We start from the raw sequence: 19,681 nt of genomic DNA, 5'->3' as shown, positions 1-19,681 counted from the left end.
CTGATGCGCCCCGCCGATTAGCCTTGGCGCGCCTTGAAGCGCTTCTGCGTCTTGTTGATGACGTAGACGCGGCCCTTGCGGCGGACCAGGCGGTTGTCGCGGTGACGACCGCGCAGCGATTTCAACGAGTTACGAACTTTCATCTTATCCTACCAAACCGCCGGTGCGGTTACTGTTTCAGGGCCGCCCACGCGACCGATTGATCATGATTGCGGCGGTTTCTAAAGGTCGGAGACCGACCTGTCAACGTTTGCGGTTGAAAGGTCTATGTCTTTGCCATATATTTCGCCATAGTTATGTGGCGTTTTATGAGGCGTTATGGCGAACGTTGTTAGGTCATCACTGAAGTCCAAAGCGATGGCTGCGATCGCGACTCCGCTTGTCGCGTCGATGATGGACAGCAGCGGGCAAATCGCCGCTACCCGCGTCGTTGACCGCTTCGGCATCTCCAAGACGCAACTGGCTGAAACGATCGGCTTGCCGCGGGAGACGCTTTACCGGGCCGAGCGCAGTGGCGCGACCAAAGCGCAGGCGCGCTTGCGCGAAGTGCTGGAGATTCTTTCGCTTGTGTCTGAGTGGGCAGGCGGGCCGCAACAAGCCTTGGCTTGGTATCGCGCTCAGCCGATCCCGGCTTTCGGCGAGCGTACGGCGGCGGCGGTCGTCAAAGAGGGCAAGGCGTCAGCCGTCCGAGACTATTTAGATCATATGGCTCTCGGCGGGTTTGCTTGAGGTTCGTCGGCGTTTGCTACCGAGCGCACGATCCTCGATGGGCATTCAGCCCGACTTCTGGATCCGGAGCCGCAATCAGGGGCGCGCGCTTCAATCCCAAAGGAGTGCCCGCACTCTATCTGGCGCTGAACATAGTCACGGCGGTGAAGGAAGCGAGCCAGGGGTTGGCACACCGCATCGATCCGCTGACGCTGTGCGCTTACGAAGTCGACTGCGATCCCATCGCTGACCTAACAGCCGAGGAGCAGCGAGCGCTCTACGGCGTCGAAGCCAACGATATGAAATGTGCCTGGGCTGCCGAGCTTGCCGAGGGCAAGCGTCCGGCTTCTTGGTCTATTCACGACCAGCTCGTTGCACAGGGAGTTGCTGGAATTCGCGTGCCAAGTTTCGCGCCTGGAGCCGACGCCAATGACGTCAATCTCGTGCTCTGGATGTGGGGACCGGCCTTGCCGCGCCAGGTCAGGGTCATCGACCCGCGTTTTCGACTACCACGCGACCAATCTTCCTGGCGCTAGCCAAATCTCACGGGTCGGGCGTGACGATCTTGAGGCCGATGACGCCTGCGACGATGAGGCCGAGGCAGAAAAGCCGCGCTGGTTCGCGTGATTCGCCGAACAGGTAGATGCCGAGAATCGCGGTGCCGACCGCGCCGATGCCGACCCAAACCGCATAACCCGTGCCGACAGGCAGGTAGCGGAGCGCGAGGCCGAGAAAGACGGCGCTCAGCGTCATCGTGGTGATGGTCCACACGCTCGGCCACAGCTTGGTGAAGCCCTCGGTGTATTTCATCCCGATGGCCCAAGCGACTTCGAGCAATCCGGCAATGAACAGGAGGATCCAGGCCATGGTGTTTCCAAGCGGCGTATCGCGATTTTCGTCAGGAAAGACCGCGAGTTGAAGCATTTTCAAGTGAAGTGGAGACCGGTTCACGTCAAGAAAATGCGTCTTCATGAAGGGAAGAGCCGTCCGCTTTGATTCATCAAAGCCGGTCGGCTCTGGAGACGGAATGGTGGGCGCGACAGGGATTGAACCTGTGACCCCTACCATGTCAAGGTAGTGCTCTCCCGCTGAGCTACGCGCCCATTCCGTCGATCACGCAATTCCGAGCCGCTGTTTGCGATTGCTCAAGAATTGCCCGCGAGCGCGCTTCCTATATCGGCTCGCGCTCTGCCAAGCAAGGACGATTCAGGCCGCGAGAACCTTGGAAACTTCGTTGACGAGATCGCGCAGATGGAAGGGCTTCGAGAGCACCTTGGCGTTACGCGGCGCCTGCGAATCCGGGTTCAAGGCGACAGCCGCAAAACCCGTGATGAACATGATCTTGATATCGGGGTCGAGTTCGGAGGCGCGGCGCGCCAACTCGATTCCGTCCATTTCCGGCATCACGATATCGGTGAGCAGGAGCTCGAACGGTTCTTCGCGCAAACGATTGTAAGCGGACAGGCCGTTGTCGAAGGAGATGACTTCATAGCCGGCGGCCTCCAGGGCTTTCACCAGGAAGCGACGCATGTCGTTGTCGTCTTCGGCCAGAAGGATCTTTTGCATTTGGGCGGTTTGCACGGGTGCTTGGGTCATAGATGTCATAAGCACTGCGTCGGGTAAATAACGGGTGAAAAAGAACGATCTTCGATGATGCTTGCGCGCAACTTCTCTCGGAGAGACAATATGAGCCGTAGGGGCGGAGATTTGAGTCGAGACGAGACAGTATGAGTGACCGCGGCGAAGCCGAGCTCGACCCACCGTTCGAGACCCTGGAGCCAAACGATTGGCTCGGGCCGCTCGTTTTCAACTCGCCGCATAGCGGGCGCACGTATCCGGCCGCGTTCCTGCGCCAGTCGCGCCTCGAGATGAATGCGCTGCGGCGCTCGGAAGACACCTTCGTCGACGAATTGTTCGAAACGGCTGTGCGGCGCGGCTTTCCGCTGATGCGCGCGCATTTCCCGCGCTGCTATGTCGATCTCAATCGCGAGCCTTACGAGCTCGACCCGCGCATGTTCGAGGGGCGGCTGCCGTCCTTTGCCAATACGCGTTCGATGCGCGTGGCGGGCGGGCTTGGCACCGTGGCGCGCGTCGTCGGCGATGCGCAGGAGATTTATCAGGAGCGCTTACCTGTCGCCGAAGCGATGCGGCGGATCGACGTGCTCTACAAGCCGTATCACCGGGGCTTAAGAAAGCTGATGCTGCGCACGCAGCGCGCCTTCGGAACCGCCGTGTTGGTCGACTGCCATTCGATGCCGTCGTCGAGCCACGTGAAGGATGAGCGTCCGCGCGCCGATATCGTTATCGGCGACCGCTACGGCACCAGCTGCGCGCCGGCGATCACGCTGGCGCTCGAGGCCGCCTTCGAATCACTTGGCTACACGGTCAACCGCAACAAGCCATATGCGGGCGGCTTCATCACGGAGCACTACGGCAACCCGTCAAGCGGGCTGCATGCGGTGCAGATCGAACTCAACCGCGCGCTGTATATGGATGAACGGCGGTTCGAACGTAGCCCAACTTTCGACCGCGTGCGGCAGGATATCGACAGCGTCATCGGCATTCTGGCGCGCATTTCCCTCGACGAGCTGTTGCCCTTCCGGACGGCCGCCGAATAGCGCTACCGCAGTGCGAAATTTCGTCGGCTGGCGTGAGGGCAAAAAAAGGGGCCGCTCTTGTGGAGCGGCCCAAGTCTAGGGAGGAAACGCCCAAGGAGGGCAGTACGACAACGGACAAAGTCAACGTTGCCGCACCGCAATAATATGCCCGTGCGCCGCACAAAACGCAAGCCCAATCAGAAGTTTTTTGTTTAGTGCTGAGCGGCGCGTTTAAGATACTGATTTAATTTTACTTTTTGCCAGTTTGCGCGGCGTCTTCAGCGATATAAGGAAGATCGTCCGGGCAGGCAAGTGCCAAAAATAGCACAGTGTTTTCCGTAGTATTGGAATCTTAATTCATACTATGAACCGCCCGGCGAACAGGTTCTTCCAAAATGCGTGCGGGATGGAGGGCGAATAGGCTCTCAGGCCTGGTTGCCGCACTACAATGATTGCGCTACACGCCGCTGGCTTTGCTTTTCACAGGTGATTGCCAATGACCGCGGTCGATTTTGCGAATTTCGTCGATGGTCTGGCATCCGCCTCCGGCAAAGCGATTCTCCCCTTCTTCCGCACTTCGCTGGGCGTCGAAAACAAAGCCGAGCAGGGCTTCGACCCGGTGACGGCGGCCGATCGCGCGGCCGAAGTTACCATCCGGACGATGATCAAGCAGACTTTCCCGACGCACGGGATCATCGGCGAGGAGTTCGACGACGAGCGCACCGACGCCGAATATGTCTGGGTGCTCGACCCGATCGACGGCACGAAATCCTTCATCTCCGGCATGCTGGCCTGGGGGTCGCTGATCGCGTTGACGCGCGGCGGCACGCCGGTCTACGGCATGATGCATCAGCCGTATGTGGGCGAGCGCTTCACGGGCGACGGCAACATGGCGCGCTATCGCGGGCCGTCCGGCGAGCGCAATCTGCATGTGCGCCACTGCGCGACGCTCGAAGATGCGGTGCTGTTCACGACGAGCCCGCTGCTGATGAGCGCCGAAGACCGCGCGAAATTCGTCACGGTCGAGAATGTCGTGAAGCTCTCGCGCTACGGCGGCGATTGCTACGCGTATTGCATGCTGGCGGCCGGGCAGCTCGATCTCGTCATCGAGTCGGGGCTCAATGCTTACGACATCATGGCGCTGATCCCGATCGTGCGCGGCGCCGGCGGCATCATCACGAGTTGGGACGGCGGCCTGGCCGAGCAGGGTGGCCGCATCATCGCGGCCGGCGACAAGCGCGTGCATGAAGCCGCGATGAAGATGTTGCGGGCGTAAGTTCTTCTGTAGCCTGGATGGAGCGATGGCGCGAAGCGCCTCGCGCAATCCGGGATGCGGATTTGCCGCGAGGTTGACCCTGGATTTCATTCGGCTCGCGCTCCCGCGCGTAGCCTCATTCCATCCAGGCTACATGGTGCCTCCACTCACCTCTTCGGCGGAACGAACGCGTCGAAAGCGGCCCAGAACTGGGCGCGGAAGCGATCTTGCTCCATCAGGATTTCGTGCTTGGCGCCGGCGATCACGACGCGCGAGCCGGTCGGCAGGCCTTGCGCGAACGTCTCCATGATCGGCGTCGAGACGACGCGATCGTTGCCGGCGCCGACGATCAGGATCGGCTGTTGAATTCCGCGCGAGAATGACGGCGAGGCAAACTCCGCCATTTGCCGATACGCACTTTCGAGCCAGGCGACGGTCGGCGAGCCGAGCGCGAGCTGGGGGAAAGCGCCGATCAATTCCGTCGTGCGCTGGTAGCGATCGGGATCGGAGGTGAGCGCGTTGTCTTTGAACGGCAGCGTATTGATCGCAGTCGCGCCGCCGCCCGGAATGTAGCGCTTGCCGAGACCGAAGCGGCGCAGCCAATGCGCGGCGCTCTTCGCGCTCGGCGATCCGCCGCCGCCGGCAAGGCCGATCATCGGCGCGGAGAGAACCGTGCGCTCGAACCAATAGCGGCGCTGTTCGGCCATGCGCAGCAATGTCGCGCCCGCCATCGAATGGCCGAGCGCGTAGTAAGGCGGCGGGCAGTCCGGCAGCGCGACTTCGCGCATGAAGGCTTCGACGTCGTTGTCGTATTCGGGGAAGTCGCCGACATGGCCTTTGCGCGGATCGCGGAGGGGGCGTTCGGAGAGGCCTTGGCCGCGCCAATCGAAGGTCGCGACCGAGAAGCCGCGCTGCAGAAGTTCGCGCACGACTTCGAAATATTTCTCGACGAATTCGGCGCGGCCTTGGAAGAGGCAAACGGTGCCGAGGCGGCCGCGCGGCCGCGACCAGCGCACGTAACGGAGCGTCACGCCGTCGCGTGTTTTGAAGCGGCCCGCGACGGCGCCGTCGGGCGGCGGAAAATCGCGCAGAGTCAAAACGTCGTTTTGGGACGCTACAGATTTACCTTGCGAAACGACGTCCAGCATTCAGCTCCCCAGGCCCAAAATCGCTTATATCAGCCGCCTCTTGAAAGCATAGCGCGCAATCCTAAATCATTGGGAGCGTAGGCCATTCGGCTGCGCTTTCCCCGACGCCCGGCCCTTTTGGCGGGCGGGCGTTACGCAAACCGTCGCTCTGAAGGAGGACAATCCATGCGTACTTACGACTTTGCACCGCTCTATCGTTCGACCGTCGGCTTCGACCGTCTTTTCTCCCTGCTCGATCAGGTGAATGGTCTCGACACGACGAACTCCTATCCCCCGTACAACATCGAACGCACCGGCGAGAATGCCTACCGCATCACGGTCGCGGTCGCCGGCTTTGGCGAGGCTGATCTCGCGATCGAGAGCAAGGAAAACGCCTTGACGATCCGCGGCGAGAAGCAGGCGAAGGCCGCGCAGGATGGCGTCGAGGTTCTGCATCAGGGTATCGCGGGCCGCGCTTTCGAGCGCCGCTTCCAGCTCGCCGACTATGTGCAGGTTCGCGGCGCAAGCCTCGAAAACGGCCTGCTGCATGTCGATCTCGAGCGCGAGATCCCCGAAGCGAAGAAGCCGCGCCAGATCGCGATCAACGGCAGCTCGCCGAAGGTCATCGAGACCAAGCAAGCCGCGTAACGTCGCGATAGCTTGAGCCTCAACGCGAAACGCCCCGGAGATGATCCGGGGCGTTTTGTTTTGCGCGCGGCTCAGAAGGATTGAGCGGGCGGGATCGAAGGATCGGGCTGGCCCGGGGATGCGGGCGCGGCCGGTGCGGCCTCCGTCGGGGCCGGCGGGGCGGCTTCCGGCGGCGGCGTTGTTGCGGGCGGCGGAGGTGCTGCGGCCGGCGGCGTCTCGACCGGCGATTCAGCCGGCGCTGCTGCGGGAGCCGGCGGCGGAACGTAAGAACGACCGGCCGTGCGATCCTGCTTCGGCACCGGGCCGCCCGGCAGGATCACGCGCGCGGGCTTGTCGTTCGGCTTGCCGGTGGTCGGCGCATCGCCCGGGCGTGCGCGCGGCATCGGCGGAGCATCGGGCGAGGCCTTCGCGGTTTGCTGCGGCGGCTGTGCGGGCTTCGCGGCCTTCGGTGTCGCGGCCGGCGGGCGCGCAGCCTCGGGGCCGTGTGTCGGCGCCGCATTCGCCTGCGGACGATTGAGCGGCGGCAACGGCGGCGCGCCGCCTGCCTCAGGCGAGCGGACGGAAGGATCGTCGACGTTCGGACGTGCGGCGACGACGCGGAGGATCGAGCCGGTTTCGGCATCAATCACGACGCGCTGCGAGCGTCCGTAAGAGTCCTGAGCGATGACGACATAACGATCGCCGCGCCGCATCGGCTGCGCCATCGCGCGCAAACCGCGCGAGCGAAGAATGCCGTGGATCTCGCCGAGGCGGAGACCTTCGAATTCGGACGGTCCTCGATCGCGATAGTAATCGCGTTCGCCGTAGTCATAACGCGGCCCGCCATATGGGCCACCGTAATACGAAGGATAATCGTAAGCCCAGCGCGGCTGAGCCATAGCGGAAGTTGCTGCGCCAACGCTTGCTAGCGCGGCCAACGTCACGACACGCAATTTCACGTGCAAACTCCTGATCCCAATGAGCATGAGCCTGACGGCCTCACACTCGACGCACCCCTTGCCAGTCCTTGCTGCACCCGCAGGCCGGCTTCGTTAACACCATCACGATGGAATGGGGCGCCTCTGCGGCAAACGCATTACGGTTTGGTAGGGTGTGCGATGCGTAAGAAGGCATCGACATCGTCGGCTCTCGTCGCGAAGGATGTGACGAGGCGGAAAAGTCCGTGACCCTGCGGGACTTTGCGGCCTTCCGGCAGCGCCACGGCCTGCCACGGGTAATACGCTGCGCCGGCTTTCCTCAGCCGCGCATCGGCGTCGTTCGACAGAATTGCGAAAACCTCGTTGGCTTCGACCGGCCACATCGGCGGCTCGCCGGCGGCTGACAGGCCGTCCGACAGACGCTTCGCCATCGCGTTAGCGTGGCGCGCGAGCTTCAGCCACAGATCGTCCTTGAGATACGCCTCGAACTGCGCCGCGATGAAGCGGTGTTTTGAAATCAGCGCGCCGCCGCGCTTGCGGCGTGAGGACATGCCGGCCGCATCGGCCGGATTGAAGAAAACGATGGCTTCGGCCGCGAGGGCGCCGCCCTTGGTCGCGCCGAACGAGAGGGCATCGACGCCGGTTTTCCAGGTCGCTTCCGCCGGCGCGCAGCCGAGCGAGGCAATCGCGTTGCCGAAGCGTGCACCGTCCATGTGCAGTTTGAGGCTACGGCTGCGCGCGATTTCGGCGAGGGCCGCAATTTCCGACAGGCTGTAGACGGTGCCGAGCTCGGTCGATTGGGTGATCGAGACGACAGACGGCAGCACGCTATGCGGCGCGCCGCGCAGGCGGGACAGCCGCTCGGTGAGCACCGCAGGGTCGATCTTCGCGTTCTGGCCGGGCAGTTCCAGCAGCTTCAGGCCGCCGCCGAAGAACTCGGGCGCGCCGGATTCATCGTCGTTGACGTGGGAATCCACATGGCAAAGCACTGCGCCCCAGGGCGGCGAGAGATGCGCGAGGGCAAGCGAGTTCGCGACCGTGCCGGTCGGCACCAAGAAGGCAGCCACCTCGCGCTCGAACAATTCCGAGAGTCTGGCCTCGACGCGCTTCGTCCAATCGTCGTTTCCGTAGCCTAAGGAATAGCCCTCGTTGGCGGCCGTGATCGCGTCGAGGATCGGGGCGGGAATGCCCGCCGTGTTGTCGCTGGCAAAGTTCATGCATTGACCCGTAGCGCCGGGACACACGGAATGGGAGAGGCGGGGCGGCAACGCGTGAGAAAAAGTTTGGTATCGAGCGTGGTCTGGAATAACTCTACGCTTGTGCCACACGTCAAAGTTTGGCATTGATGGGGCAATTAGGACAGCATTGCTGTCCTGCATTCGCCTTCGTGAGAGAGTATCGCCCGTGCGCCGAAAACCGAAACGCAAAACGGTGTTGAATTAACACCTTGGTTTTGTTGCCCTAATAGGGGCAGCGCGGCGCGCCTAACGGCGCAAAATTTCTCTCCGAGGCGGCCCCATTCAGCCGCTAAAGAAAAAAAAGACCCAGGCTCGCCTGACGCCCGAAGTGTGTCAGCAAACCCGGGAAACGCCAGACGACCGACCAGCCCTAACAGGGGACACGCGAATGAGCACGAACGACACTCACACCGGCCAGCCGCAGATTTCGGCGGATGCTCGCGTGAAAGCCGTTCCGGCGAACGTGATGGTGGATCCGGCTTGGCCGGCAGCGCAGGGCATGTTCGACCCGGCGGACGAGAAGGATTCCTGCGGCGTCGGCTTCATCGCCAACATCAAGGGCGTGAAGTCGCATCAGATCGTGCAGGACGCACTGAGCATCCTGGAAAACCTCGAGCATCGGGGCGCCGTGGGCGCGGACCCGCGCGCGGGCGACGGCGCCGGCATTTTGGTGCAGACGCCGCATGCCTTCTTCAAGCGCAAGGCGGCCGAGATCGGCATCGAGCTGCCGGAGCCGGGCTTCTACGCGGTCGGCCATGTCTTCATGCCGCACGACGATGCGGCGGCGCAGATCATCAAGGACACCTGGGCGGATATTGTCGCCAAGGAAGGCCAAATCCTCCTCGGCTGGCGCGATGTGCCGACCGACGACTCCTCGCTCGGCGAGAGCGTGAAGCCGACGGCGCCGCGGCACTGTCAGGTGTTCATCGCGCGCGGCGAAGCGGTCGCCAGCGAAGACGATTTCGAGCGCGAGCTTTACGTTCTGCGCAAGTGGATCTCGAACATCATCTTCAACAAGCAGGACCGCGCGCTCGCGCACTATTACGTCGTGTCGCTGTCCTGCCGCACGATCATCTACAAGGGCATGTTCCTCGCCGATCAAGTCGGCAAGTACTATCCGGACCTGCACGAGAAGGATTTCGAATCCGCACTCGCGCTCGTGCATCAGCGCTTCTCGACGAACACATTCCCGAGCTGGCGCCTCGCGCATCCTTACCGGATGATCGCGCATAACGGCGAAATCAACACGCTGCGCGGCAACGTCAACTGGATGGCGGCGCGTCAGGCGTCGGTCGACTCCGAGCTGTTCGGCAACGACATTTCGAAGCTCTGGCCGATCTCGTACGAAGGCCAGTCGGACACCGCGTGTCTCGACAACGCGCTCGAATTCCTCGTGCAGGGCGGCTATTCGCTCGCGCATGCGATGATGATGCTGGTGCCGGAGGCTTGGGCCGGCAACCCGCTGATGAACGAAGAGCGCCGCGCGTTCTACGAATATCACGCCGCGATGATGGAGCCGTGGGACGGCCCCGCCGCCGTCGCTTTCACGGACGGCCGCCAGATCGGCGCGACGCTCGATCGTAACGGTTTGCGTCCGGCGCGCTGGCTCGTCACCGACGACGACCGCGTCATCATGGCGTCGGAAGCCGGCGTGCTGGCGATCGCGGAAGAGAAGATCGTGCGCAAGTGGCGCCTGCAGCCGGGTCGCCTGCTGCTGGTCGATCTCGAAGAAGGCCGCATCATCTCGGATGACGAGATCAAGGCCGAACTCGCGCAAGCCAACCCGTATGGCGAATGGCTGAAGCGCTCGCAGATCGTGCTCGAAGATTTGCCGTCGGTGGTCGCGCGCGAAGTGCGCACCGACGTGCCGCTGCTCGATCGCCAGCAGGCGTTCGGCTACACGCAGGAAGATCTGCAGATCCTGATGGAGCCGATGGCAACCACGGGTCAGGAAGCGGTCGGCTCGATGGGCACCGACACGCCGATCTCGGTGCTGTCGGGCAAGTCGAAGCTGCTCTACACCTACTTCAAGCAGAACTTCGCGCAGGTGACGAACCCGCCGATCGATCCGATCCGCGAAGAGCTCGTCATGAGCCTCGTGTCGTTCATCGGCCCGCGCCCGAACATCTTCGATCTCGAAGGCAACGTGCGCCGCAAGCGCCTCGAAGTGCGTCAGCCGATCCTCACCAACGAGGATTTGGAAAAGATCCGCTGCATCGGCCAGATGGAAGAGCGGTTCGATACGCGCACGCTCGACACGACCTATCCGGCCGATAAGGGCGCGGAAGGTTTGGAAGACGCGCTGGCGCGTCTCTGCGAGCGCGCGATCGCGGCCGTGCATGGCGGCTACAACATCATCATTCTGTCGGACCGCATGGTCGGCCCGGACCGCATTCCGATCCCGGCGCTGCTCGCCACTGCGGCCGTGCATCATCACCTGATCCGCAAGGGTCTGCGCACGTCGGTCGGTCTCGTCATCGAGACCGGCGAGCCGCGCGAAGTGCATCACTTCTGCTGTCTCGCCGGCTACGGCGCGGAAGCGATCAATCCTTACCTCGCTTTCGAAACGCTGATCGCGATGAAGGCGGACCTGCCGGAGAAGCTCTCCGACAAGGAGATCGTTAAGCGCTACATCAAGTCGATCGACAAGGGCATCCTCAAGGTGATGTCCAAGATGGGCATCTCGACATACCAATCCTATTGCGGCGCGCAGATTTTCGACGCGGTCGGCCTGCAGTCGGATTTCGTCGCAAAGTATTTCACCGGCACCGCGACGAAGATCGAGGGCGTGGGCCTTGCGGAAGTTGCGGCCGAGACGGCCTCGCGTCACTCGGACGCCTTCGGCGATGTGCCGATTTTGCGCACATTCCTCGAAGTCGGCGGCGAATATGCGTTCCGCTTCCGCGGCGAGGCGCATGCGTGGACGCCCGACACGGTGGCGGCGCTGCAGCATTCGGTGCGCGGCAATTCGCTCGAGCGCTTCAAGGAATTCACCTCGCTCGTCAACGATCACTCGGAGCGGTTCCTGACGATCCGCGGTCTGTTCCGCATCAAGAGCGCGGAAGAAGACGGCCGCAAGCCTGTGCCGATCGAAGAGGTCGAATCCGCGAAGGACATCGTCAAGCGTTTCGCGACCGGCGCGATGAGCTTCGGCTCGATCTCGCGCGAGGCGCATACGACGCTTGCGATTGCGATGAACCGCATCGGCGGCAAGTCGAACACCGGCGAGGGCGGCGAGGAAGTCGATCGCTTCACGCCGCTGCCGAACGGCGACTCGATGCGTTCGGCGATCAAGCAGGTCGCATCCGGCCGCTTCGGCGTGACGACGGAGTATCTCGTCAACTCCGACATGATGCAGATCAAAATGGCGCAGGGCGCGAAGCCCGGCGAAGGCGGACAGCTGCCCGGCCACAAGGTCGATGCGGTGGTCGCCAAGGTGCGTCACTCGACGCCGGGCGTCGGCCTCATCTCGCCGCCGCCGCATCACGACATCTACTCGATCGAAGATCTCGCGCAGCTGATCTACGACTTGAAGAACACGAATCCGGCCGCCGACGTTTCCGTGAAGCTGGTGTCGGAAGTCGGTGTCGGCACGGTCGCGGCGGGCGTCTCGAAGGCGCGTGCCGATCACGTGACGATCTCGGGCTTCGAGGGCGGCACGGGTGCTTCGCCGCTGACCTCGATCAAGCACACGGGATCGCCGTGGGAGATCGGCCTTGCCGAAACGCATCAGACGCTGGTGCGCAATCGCCTGCGCAGCCGCATCGTCGTGCAGGTCGACGGCGGCATCCGCACGGGCCGCGACGTCATCGTCGGCGCGCTGCTCGGAGCCGACGAGTTCGGCTGCGCGACCGCGCCGCTGATCGCGGCCGGCTGCATCATGATGCGCAAGTGCCATCTCAACACGTGCCCGGTCGGCGTCGCGACGCAGGACCCGGTGCTGCGCAAGCGCTTTAAGGGCGAGCCCGAGCACGTCATCAACTACTTCTTCTTCATCGCGGAAGAAGTGCGCGAGCTGATGGCTCAGCTCGGCTACCGCACCTTCAACGAGATGGTCGGGCAGATGCAGATGCTCGATCGCCAGGAGCTCATCGAGCACGGCAAGGCGAAGGGCCTCGACTTCACGAAGCTGTTCACCAAGCCGGATGCGCCGGACGGCGTCGGCATATTCCAAAGCGAGCGGCAGAATCATCACCTCGAGAAGGTGCTGGATCGCAAGCTGATCGCGGAAGCGGCCCCCGCCATCGAGCGCGGCGAGAAGGTCACGATCGATACGCAGATCATGAGCCTCAACCGCTCGGCCGGCGCGATGCTGTCGGGCGAGATCGTCAAGAAGTACGGCCATGCCGGGCTTCCGGACGACACCGTGCATATCAAGCTGACCGGCACCGCCGGCCAGAGCTTCGGCGCGTGGGTCGCGCATGGCGTTACGCTCGAACTCGAAGGCGAAGCGAACGACTACGTCGGCAAGGGCCTCTCGGGCGGGCGCATCATCGTCTACCCGTCGGCGAAGTCGAAGATCGTGCCGGAAGAATCGATCATCGTCGGCAACACCGTGCTGTACGGCGCGATCGAAGGCGAGTGCTATTTCCGCGGCGTCGCGGGCGAGCGCTTCGCGGTGCGTAACTCGGGCGCCATCGCGGTCGTCGAAGGCGCCGGCGATCATTGCTGCGAATACATGACGGGCGGTGTCGTGGTCGTGCTCGGACGCACGGGCCGCAACTTCGCGGCCGGCATGTCGGGCGGCATCGCTTACGTGCTCGACGAAGACTCGACGTTCGCTTCGCGCTGCAATCTCTCGATGGTCGAACTCGAAGCGGTTGCCGACGAGGAAGCCGCGAGCGCGCTGCACTATCACGCGTCGGGCGACCTCGACACGCATGGCCGCGTCGACGTGATGAATGACATGACGCGTTTCGACGCCGAGCGTTTGCATCAGCTGATCGCGAACCACGCGCGCCACACGGGTTCGAAGCGCGCCGAAGAGATTCTCGCTAACTGGACCGAGATGATGCCGAAGTTCCGCAAGGTGATGCCGGTCGAATACCGGCGCGCGCTGCAGGAGCTAGAGCGCGCTCGCACCATGCAGGCCGCTGAATGAGGCAGAAATTCGCAATTGGTTTGATTGCGATGACTGTCGGAATTGCTCTTGCGGTGCCGCTCGCCGTCTATCTGGTGAACGGCACCGTGTCGGGAACGATCTTCGTGCTCGGCATCGTGCTCGCCGTTGCGTTCTGGAATTTTATCTTGTGAGAGACGTCCGTGGGTAAGGTAACAGGCTTCCTCGAAATCGATCGTCGCGACCGGCGCTACGGCCCGGCCGGCGATCGCGTGCGGCACTACCGCGAATTCGTCATTCCGCTGTCGGAAGAAGCGAACCGCGATCAGGCCGCGCGCTGCATGAATTGCGGCATTCCGTACTGTCACAACGGCTGTCCGGTGAACAACCAGATCCCGGACTGGAACGATCTCGTCTATCGCGGCGACTGGGAAGAAGCCTCGCGCAATCTGCACACGACGAACAATTTTCCGGAGTTCACCGGACGCGTTTGTCCGGCGCCGTGCGAAGCATCCTGCACGCTGAATCTCGAAGACACGCCGGTCACGATCAAGACGATCGAATGCGCAATCGCGGATCGCGGCTTCAAGGAAGGCTGGATCAAGTCTGAGCCGCCGAAGGTGAAGACCGGCAAGAAGGTTGCGGTGATCGGCGGCGGACCGGCCGGTCTCGCGGCCGCGCAGCAGCTCGCGCGCGCAGGTCACGACGTGCATCTCTACGAGAAGTTCCAGAAGGCCGGCGGTTTGCTCCGCTACGGCATTCCGGACTTCAAGATGGAGAAGCACCTGATCGATCGCCGCGTGAAGCAGATGGAAGGCGAAGGCGTCACCTTCCATTACGGCCAGCACGTCGGCGAGAATCTCCCGATCGAAGTCGTCGTCGACGGGCACGATGCCGTCATCCTGACGGGCGGCGCCGAGAAGGGCCGCGATCTCCCGGTGCCGGGCCGCGATCTTTCGGGCATTCACTTCGCGATGGAATTTCTGCCGCAGCAGAACCGCCGCGTTTCGGACGAGCCGATCGGCAACGTTGCGCCGATCCTCGCGGGTGGCAAGCATGTCATCGTCATCGGCGGCGGCGACACGGGTTCGGACTGCATCGGCACGTCGGTGCGCCAGGGCGCCCTCTCGGTGACGCAGCTCGAAATCATGCCGGAGCCGCCGATCAAAGAGAACAAGGACATGACGTGGCCGAACTGGCCGCTGAAGCTGCGCACCTCGTCGTCGCACGAGGAAGGTGCGTCGCGCGAATTCGCCGTGCTGACGCAGGAGTTCACCGGCGCCAACGGTCAGGTGCGTGGTCTCAAGTGCGTGCGTGTCGACGAGAAGTTCAAGGCTGTGCCGGGGTCGGAGTTCACGCTGCGTGCCGATCTCGTGCTGCTCGCGATGGGCTTCGTCTCGCCGGTGCAGGAGGGGATGTTGAAAGCGCTCGGCGTCTCGCTCGATCCGCGCGGCAACGTCGCGGCGGATACGCGGGCCTACAAGTCGTCGGTCGATAAGGTGTTCGCGGCCGGTGACATGCGGCGCGGTCAGTCGCTCGTCGTGTGGGCGATCCGCGAAGGACGTCAGGCCGCGCATGCGGTCGATAAGTTTCTGATGGGATCGACGAACCTGCCGCGGTAATTCTCTAGGCGACCCAGCAGAATTGCTGGTCATTCCGGGGCGCAGCTTGCGCAGCAAGCTAGCGAGCCCGGAATCCATAATCTTCCGAGGTCACGATAGACACTGGGCGTATGGATCCCGGCCCTCGCGCCTGGCTTCGCCAAGGCACTCGACCGGGAACGACCAGCGCGTGGGGGTCTCGTAAGGCCGTTACCGCACAGCGCGCGAACGCGGCGTCGGACCGACGGCGGATGCCGCGCTCGGGCGCGTTCCGCGATTGCCCGTATTGCTCGCGCTGGCAGCCGGCTCGGCTTGACGGGCCGGTTGCGGGCGTGCCGCGACGGCGGCGGCCGGCAGTGCGGGCGGTTCGGCTACATCGTTGTCGGCGACCGTGTATGGGCTCGGCCAGGCAAAATAATCGGCACGGCCCGGTAGACCCGGCAAAGCTTCACCACGCACCATCACGCTGACGGCGAGCGGATCTTCTGCGCGCGCTTCACGCGTTGCGCCGACAAGCGCTTCCTCGCGCGGCGCGGTACCGCCCGTGAGTGCGATGACGGGACCCGCGAGCGGACGCGCGGCCGGCCCTGCAGGTTGTGGTTCGCCGCGCTGCGGCTCGGACGGAATCGGCAAAGCCAATGGCAACTCGCGCGACATCATGCGTTTGATCTCGCGGTCGACATAGTGGGCGAGCTTGCGCGCACCGGCCGGCGTGAAGTGGACACCGTCGGGAGAGCGCAAGCGGCGCACCTGACCGATAACGTCGGGACCAGTCAGCGTAAAATCGCCGTCGTCACCCGCGAAGCCTTCCCAGACATCCACGTAAGTAACGCCATTTTTCTCGGCGCTGAGTTTGTAGATGTCGTTGAGGACCGGCACTTCGCTGCGCGCGCGTGGTCCGCGCACCGGCGGCAGCCCGACCCAGATCACTGGAACGCGCTTTGCCTTCGCGGCTTCGATCACCTCGTCGATGCGCTTGCCGTAAAGCTCGCTCCACTTCTCGGAGCGGAATTCGTGCGAGCCGCTGGCATTCGCGCCACGCTCGGGTTCGGCAATGATGGTGGTCGCTTCCGGATCGGCATCGCGCTCGTTCGGCTTTTCGCCCGGCTTGGCGCGACGATCTTTCGGGTTCGGTTTCGCGTCGACGCGTTCGCGGATCGGCTTGCGATCGCTGAGGCCCGTCATGATGACCACGAAGTCGGCGCGCTCGGTCGCCTCCTTGATGGCCTGCGCCCAATCGTAATCGCGCTGTTCGTTGCGGATGAGGCCGGCGCCTTGCCGGACCTTGCGCGTCACGCCGAGCTCGTTGGTTTCCGCGAAAGCTTCTTCGAGACCGTAGGAGAGCCAGTCCGCCATCGAGTCACCGAAGACGAGAACGTTCTTGGCCGGCTCGACTTCGGGGCGTTTATGCGCGGGAGCGCGCGCGTCATTGCGCTGCTGCTGCGGCCTTGCGCGCTGCGTCGGCCGATCGTCCCACGGCTGCTGATAGCTCGGCGTGTTGCCGCCGAAGAACGGGAAGGGGAAGAATTGCTGCCGCTGCTGCGGCGGGGCCTGACGGCGTGGACGCTGCTGCTCGAACAAGCCAAAGAACTGCGCGGAAGCCGGGCGGACGCCGAATTCCAGCAGCGCGAAGACGCCAACCGCCGCGAAGGCGATCAGAACGAGCGCAGGCACACGAAAACCCGCAGCGACGAAGCGACCAAGGCCGCGACGCCGCACTTCCCGTTTCAACGCTGGACGTCTCTGTAACGGCATACCGACACGCACCGTGAACCAACAAAGACTAACACGCAGGCGAGGCCCGCACCACGAAGGGGAGCCTCGCCCACGAACATGTCAGATCGGTGTTGCGTTTCGGTTTAGCTACTCCACCAGCATGCGCTTGAGGATTTCGATCTCCTCGGCGAGCGTGCGATCGCGGTCGGCGAGCGACTCGATCTTGCGCACCGCGTGCAGCACCGTGGTGTGATCGCGCCCGCCGAAGCGGCGGCCGATTTCCGGAAGTGAGCGCAGCGTCAAGGTCTTAGCGAGATACATCGCGATCTGGCGCGGGCGCACGACGTTGGCGGTGCGGCGCGACGAGAGCATGTCCGAGCGGCTGACGTTGAAGTGCCGCGCGACGGTGCGCTGAATGTCCTCGATCTTGACCCGCTTCATATCCTGCGGGCGGATAAGGTCGCGCACCGCGAGTTCCGCGATATCCATGGTGACCGGCCCGCCGGTCAATTTGCTATGCGCGAGCAAGCGGTTGAGCGCGCCGTCGAGGTCGCGGCCGTTGTGCGTCACGGTCTCGGCGATGAAGGTCAAGATCGGCGCCGGGACGTCGAAGCCCGGGTGATGCGTACGCGCGAGATTGACGCGGTTCTTCAAAATCTCGAGGCGAATCTCTTCGCTGAGCGCCCCCATCTCGACAACAAGGCCGCCGGCAAGACGCGAGCGCAGACGATCGTCGAGGCTCTCGAGGTCGGACGGCGGACGGTCCGCCGCAACGATGACCTGGCGGCCGGAGTCGACCAGCGCATTGAGCGTGTGGCCGAATTCGACCTGCGTAGACTTGCCCTGAAGGAACTGCAGGTCGTCGATGATGAGGACATCGATGCCGCGCAGCGCTTCCTTGAAGGCGAGTGCTGTCTGCGTCTTCAACGCAGAGACGAAGCCGTACATGAACTTCTCGGCGGTGAGATAAAGCACCTTGCGGTCCTGCGCGCTGATCGCCCAAGCGATGGCTTGCAGCAGATGCGTCTTGCCGAGGCCGACACCCGAATGGATGTAGAGCGGATTGAAGAGAACGGCGTCCTGACGGCGCGCTTGCGCGACCTGCTTCGCGGCAGCGTGGGCCAGCGTGTTGGCGCGGCCGACGAGGAAGTTCTCGAAAACAAAGCGCGGGTCGAGCGGCGATCCGGTCGGTGCATCGCCGGATGCTGCGGTCGGCGCTGTTGTGGTCGCGCTGCGGCGCTCACCCGTGGCGGCCGGTTGTTCGGCCACGCGGGCCTTTGCGATCGCCGGACGGATGACAGGCGAGCGGACGACGATATCGATCTGTTTGATGGTCTCGTCTTCGCTTTGCCAGGTCGCGAGAACGCGCTCGGCATAATGAGACTGCAGCCAGCTTTTGAGGAAGCGGGTCGGGACCGACATGCGGACGGTGCCGAGCGTTATGGAATCGAGGTCCAAACGTGCAAACCAGCTCGCAAAGATGTCTTCGCCGAGTTCGGCGCGCAGGCGCTGCTTTACGCGCAGCCAGCGGCCGTCCGCCACGGAAGCTCCGGCAGGGGCCGTAACCTCGGCCTGAGGAATGAGGTTGGAGGTGAAATCGCTGCCGGGTTCAGGTGCTTTGAACACACGTCTTCTCCGTTGAGGCAAGTTTAAGGGTGCGGACGCGCGCGTCGGGGCATGCGGCCTCGATCGCTGGTCCAGCGCAAAAACGCTACTGATTGGGAACGCTACTGGTTGGGAACGCTAAAACCGGCCACTAACACAAGGCACGGATACAAGCCGCGTCACAGACAGCGTGCCAACACGCTGGGATCGCTGAGCGTTGCTTTGATCTGGTCATTTTGGCCCCCTTCATGATCCTCCGTCCGCCGCCACGGTCGTGGATCAAGTATTCCTGTTACCGCATTCTTTTATCGCAGTGGTAGACGATACGCCGCCGCAGTAAATCCAAGTATTGTTGTAGTTAATCTCGAAGCCGATTGGGCACGAATGCTTCCTCGCCACCGAAAAGGTGTCAACAAAACCTGTCTTGGCATTTTCGTTTACTCAAAACTAACACCTCGTGGGCGCGTCTTGATGAAGAGACGATACACGGGGTGACCCCCTGCAGCAACCGAATCAATCGGGAACTTTTGTCGTTGGACAGCCGGTCTGAGCAGTTGACCCGGGCCGCGGCGAGGGGGCTGTGGACAACTGCTTGAATCGTTGGCGGGAATCGGCGGGCTCGCGCCGCGGTAGCAGGTGTGGTTTTTTGGTTGCTGCCGAAAATCTTCTGTCGGCAAACGGTCACGTGATCGTCAAATTCGAGGTGGTGCTTTCACCATCCAAGATAACGTTATGATTTTAGTAACTTTTTTCTGACCGGCCGGAGAGGGTAGCCGGAGCCCTTTTGGCCCGCACGTGACAGGGGCAAAAAACCCTGTGACTACCGTGTGATGCATCGGTGACACGTCACAGTTGTACATATGCAACGCAAAAAGCCCGCGGCCGGGAGGCCACGAGCTGTCATTCTAGCACGAGAATGGAAGGGTTACTTGCCGAGCTTGGCGATGCTGTGCGCCAGGCGCGAGACCTTGCGGCTTGCCGTGTTCTTGTGCGCGACGCCCTTTTGGGCAGCCCGCATCATCGTCGGTTCGGCAGCCTTCAACGCCGTTTCAGCCGCTGCCTTGTCGCCCGAGGCAATCGCCTCTTCGACCTTGCGGACCATGCTGCGCATGCGTGTGCGGCGGGCCTTGTTGACTTCGGTGCGCCGCGCGATCTTGCGCACGGCCTTTTTGGCAGAGGTCGTATTAGCCATTGTTGTCCTGTCGAATAC

The 19,681-nt window shown here is 63.0% G+C and carries 17 protein-coding genes and 1 tRNA gene; 8 read left to right on the top strand and 10 right to left on the bottom strand.

Annotated elements, in window-relative coordinates:
- Positions 1-17 precede the first annotated feature (17 nt).
- On the bottom strand, positions 18-143 hold the full coding sequence (gene ykgO / locus GJW30_RS01320) for a type B 50S ribosomal protein L36 (protein WP_096350731.1): 126 nt from the start codon (positions 141-143) through the stop codon (positions 18-20).
- 214 nt (positions 144-357) lie between these two features.
- On the opposite strand from ykgO, the gene GJW30_RS01315 reads away from it, so the two are divergent.
- Both GJW30_RS01315 and GJW30_RS01310 read left to right on the top strand, forming a co-directional pair.
- A complete protein-coding gene (locus tag GJW30_RS01315; RefSeq protein ID WP_347337727.1) occupies positions 358-729 on the top strand; it encodes an antitoxin Xre/MbcA/ParS toxin-binding domain-containing protein in 372 nt (123 codons plus the stop codon).
- Positions 726-1,244 (top strand): RES family NAD+ phosphorylase, encoded by a 519-nt coding sequence (locus GJW30_RS01310; RefSeq protein WP_096350727.1) that lies wholly within the window; start codon positions 726-728, stop codon positions 1,242-1,244. The genes GJW30_RS01315 and GJW30_RS01310 overlap by 4 nt, the downstream gene beginning before the upstream one ends.
- A 7-nt stretch (positions 1,245-1,251) precedes the next feature.
- On the opposite strand, the gene sugE is transcribed toward GJW30_RS01310, so the two are convergent.
- The 3 genes from sugE to cpdR form a co-directional block, all read right to left on the bottom strand.
- Positions 1,252-1,575 (bottom strand): quaternary ammonium compound efflux SMR transporter SugE, encoded by a 324-nt coding sequence (gene sugE, locus GJW30_RS01305; RefSeq protein WP_096358587.1) that lies wholly within the window; start codon positions 1,573-1,575, stop codon positions 1,252-1,254.
- A 161-nt stretch (positions 1,576-1,736) separates the two neighbouring features.
- A tRNA-Val gene (locus GJW30_RS01300) sits at positions 1,737-1,811 on the bottom strand.
- Positions 1,812-1,914: 103 nt separating this feature from the next.
- Positions 1,915-2,274, bottom strand: a complete 360-nt coding sequence (gene cpdR / locus GJW30_RS01295; RefSeq protein WP_096350725.1) for a cell cycle two-component system response regulator CpdR — start codon at positions 2,272-2,274, stop codon at positions 1,915-1,917.
- 161 nt (positions 2,275-2,435) lie between these two features.
- On the opposite strand from cpdR, the gene GJW30_RS01290 reads away from it, so the two are divergent.
- Together GJW30_RS01290 and hisN are read left to right on the top strand one after the other, a co-directional pair.
- Complete coding sequence (locus tag GJW30_RS01290; RefSeq protein ID WP_096350723.1) at positions 2,436-3,326, top strand: N-formylglutamate amidohydrolase; 891 nt, start codon at positions 2,436-2,438, stop codon at positions 3,324-3,326.
- Positions 3,327-3,801: 475 nt separating this feature from the next.
- The gene (gene hisN / locus GJW30_RS01285) at positions 3,802-4,581 is read left to right on the top strand and encodes a histidinol-phosphatase (protein ID WP_096350721.1); all 780 of its coding nucleotides are present in this window, start codon (positions 3,802-3,804) and stop codon (positions 4,579-4,581) included.
- 146 nt (positions 4,582-4,727) lie between these two features.
- Here the strand turns inward: hisN and GJW30_RS01280 are convergent, their stop codons facing one another.
- Complete coding sequence (locus tag GJW30_RS01280) at positions 4,728-5,708, bottom strand: alpha/beta fold hydrolase (RefSeq protein ID WP_096350719.1); 981 nt, start codon at positions 5,706-5,708, stop codon at positions 4,728-4,730.
- A 165-nt stretch (positions 5,709-5,873) separates the two neighbouring features.
- On the opposite strand from GJW30_RS01280, the gene GJW30_RS01275 reads away from it, so the two are divergent.
- Complete coding sequence (locus tag GJW30_RS01275) at positions 5,874-6,335, top strand: Hsp20 family protein (RefSeq protein ID WP_096350716.1); 462 nt, start codon at positions 5,874-5,876, stop codon at positions 6,333-6,335.
- Between the two features lie 71 nt (positions 6,336-6,406).
- Here the strand turns inward: GJW30_RS01275 and GJW30_RS01270 are convergent, their stop codons facing one another.
- Both GJW30_RS01270 and GJW30_RS01265 read right to left on the bottom strand, forming a co-directional pair.
- Positions 6,407-7,273, bottom strand: coding sequence for a hypothetical protein (locus tag GJW30_RS01270; RefSeq protein ID WP_130364693.1), 867 nt, complete (start codon positions 7,271-7,273; stop codon positions 6,407-6,409).
- Positions 7,274-7,410: 137 nt separating this feature from the next.
- On the bottom strand, positions 7,411-8,469 hold the full coding sequence (locus GJW30_RS01265) for a threonine aldolase family protein (RefSeq protein ID WP_096350712.1): 1,059 nt from the start codon (positions 8,467-8,469) through the stop codon (positions 7,411-7,413).
- A gap of 409 nt (positions 8,470-8,878) precedes the next feature.
- On the opposite strand from GJW30_RS01265, the gene gltB reads away from it, so the two are divergent.
- Genes gltB through GJW30_RS01255 form a run of 3 tightly spaced genes read left to right on the top strand, consistent with a single transcriptional unit; the run spans position 8,879 to position 15,171 of the window.
- Complete coding sequence (gltB, locus tag GJW30_RS01260) at positions 8,879-13,591, top strand: glutamate synthase large subunit (RefSeq protein ID WP_096350710.1); 4,713 nt, start codon at positions 8,879-8,881, stop codon at positions 13,589-13,591.
- Entirely contained in the window at positions 13,588-13,743 is a 156-nt protein-coding gene (locus tag GJW30_RS22480) for a hypothetical protein (RefSeq protein ID WP_157746670.1), read from the top strand. The genes gltB and GJW30_RS22480 overlap by 4 nt, the downstream gene beginning before the upstream one ends.
- A gap of 9 nt (positions 13,744-13,752) precedes the next feature.
- On the top strand, positions 13,753-15,171 hold the full coding sequence (locus GJW30_RS01255) for a glutamate synthase subunit beta (protein WP_096350707.1): 1,419 nt from the start codon (positions 13,753-13,755) through the stop codon (positions 15,169-15,171).
- Positions 15,172-15,360: 189 nt separating this feature from the next.
- On the opposite strand, the gene GJW30_RS01250 is transcribed toward GJW30_RS01255, so the two are convergent.
- The 3 genes from GJW30_RS01250 to rpsT form a co-directional block, all read right to left on the bottom strand.
- Positions 15,361-16,869 carry an SGNH/GDSL hydrolase family protein gene (locus GJW30_RS01250; RefSeq protein WP_157746669.1) on the bottom strand — a complete coding sequence of 503 codons (1,509 nt, stop codon included), beginning with the start codon at positions 16,867-16,869 and terminating at the stop codon, positions 15,361-15,363.
- A 144-nt stretch (positions 16,870-17,013) separates the two neighbouring features.
- On the bottom strand, positions 17,014-18,447 hold the full coding sequence (dnaA, locus tag GJW30_RS01245) for a chromosomal replication initiator protein DnaA (protein ID WP_430727110.1): 1,434 nt from the start codon (positions 18,445-18,447) through the stop codon (positions 17,014-17,016).
- A 949-nt stretch (positions 18,448-19,396) separates the two neighbouring features.
- Positions 19,397-19,663: a 30S ribosomal protein S20 gene (gene rpsT, locus GJW30_RS01240; RefSeq protein ID WP_096350700.1), complete on the bottom strand. Its 267-nt coding sequence runs from the start codon at positions 19,661-19,663 to the stop codon at positions 19,397-19,399.
- Positions 19,664-19,681: the final 18 nt, after the last annotated feature.

Origin of the sequence: Variibacter gotjawalensis, assembly GCF_002355335.1 — a bacterium.
GTDB lineage: Bacteria > Pseudomonadota > Alphaproteobacteria > Rhizobiales > Xanthobacteraceae > Variibacter > Variibacter gotjawalensis.
Note: the sequence above shows the minus strand (reverse complement) of the source record. Positions and strands in the feature narration are given on the sequence as shown.

Coding starts and splice junctions, on each gene's coding strand:
- ykgO (WP_096350731.1), bottom strand. CDS start 143: ATGAAAGTTCGTAACTCGTTGAAATCGCTGCGCGGTCGTCACCGCGAC.
- GJW30_RS01315 (WP_347337727.1), top strand. CDS start 358: ATGGCTGCGATCGCGACTCCGCTTGTCGCGTCGATGATGGACAGCAGC.
- sugE (WP_096358587.1), bottom strand. CDS start 1,575: ATGGCCTGGATCCTCCTGTTCATTGCCGGATTGCTCGAAGTCGCTTGG.
- cpdR (WP_096350725.1), bottom strand. CDS start 2,274: ATGCAAAAGATCCTTCTGGCCGAAGACGACAACGACATGCGTCGCTTC.
- GJW30_RS01290 (WP_096350723.1), top strand. CDS start 2,436: ATGAGTGACCGCGGCGAAGCCGAGCTCGACCCACCGTTCGAGACCCTG.
- hisN (WP_096350721.1), top strand. CDS start 3,802: ATGACCGCGGTCGATTTTGCGAATTTCGTCGATGGTCTGGCATCCGCC.
- GJW30_RS01280 (WP_096350719.1), bottom strand. CDS start 5,708: ATGCTGGACGTCGTTTCGCAAGGTAAATCTGTAGCGTCCCAAAACGAC.
- GJW30_RS01275 (WP_096350716.1), top strand. CDS start 5,874: ATGCGTACTTACGACTTTGCACCGCTCTATCGTTCGACCGTCGGCTTC.
- GJW30_RS01265 (WP_096350712.1), bottom strand. CDS start 8,469: ATGAACTTTGCCAGCGACAACACGGCGGGCATTCCCGCCCCGATCCTC.
- gltB (WP_096350710.1), top strand. CDS start 8,879: ATGAGCACGAACGACACTCACACCGGCCAGCCGCAGATTTCGGCGGAT.
- GJW30_RS22480 (WP_157746670.1), top strand. CDS start 13,588: ATGAGGCAGAAATTCGCAATTGGTTTGATTGCGATGACTGTCGGAATT.
- rpsT (WP_096350700.1), bottom strand. CDS start 19,663: ATGGCTAATACGACCTCTGCCAAAAAGGCCGTGCGCAAGATCGCGCGG.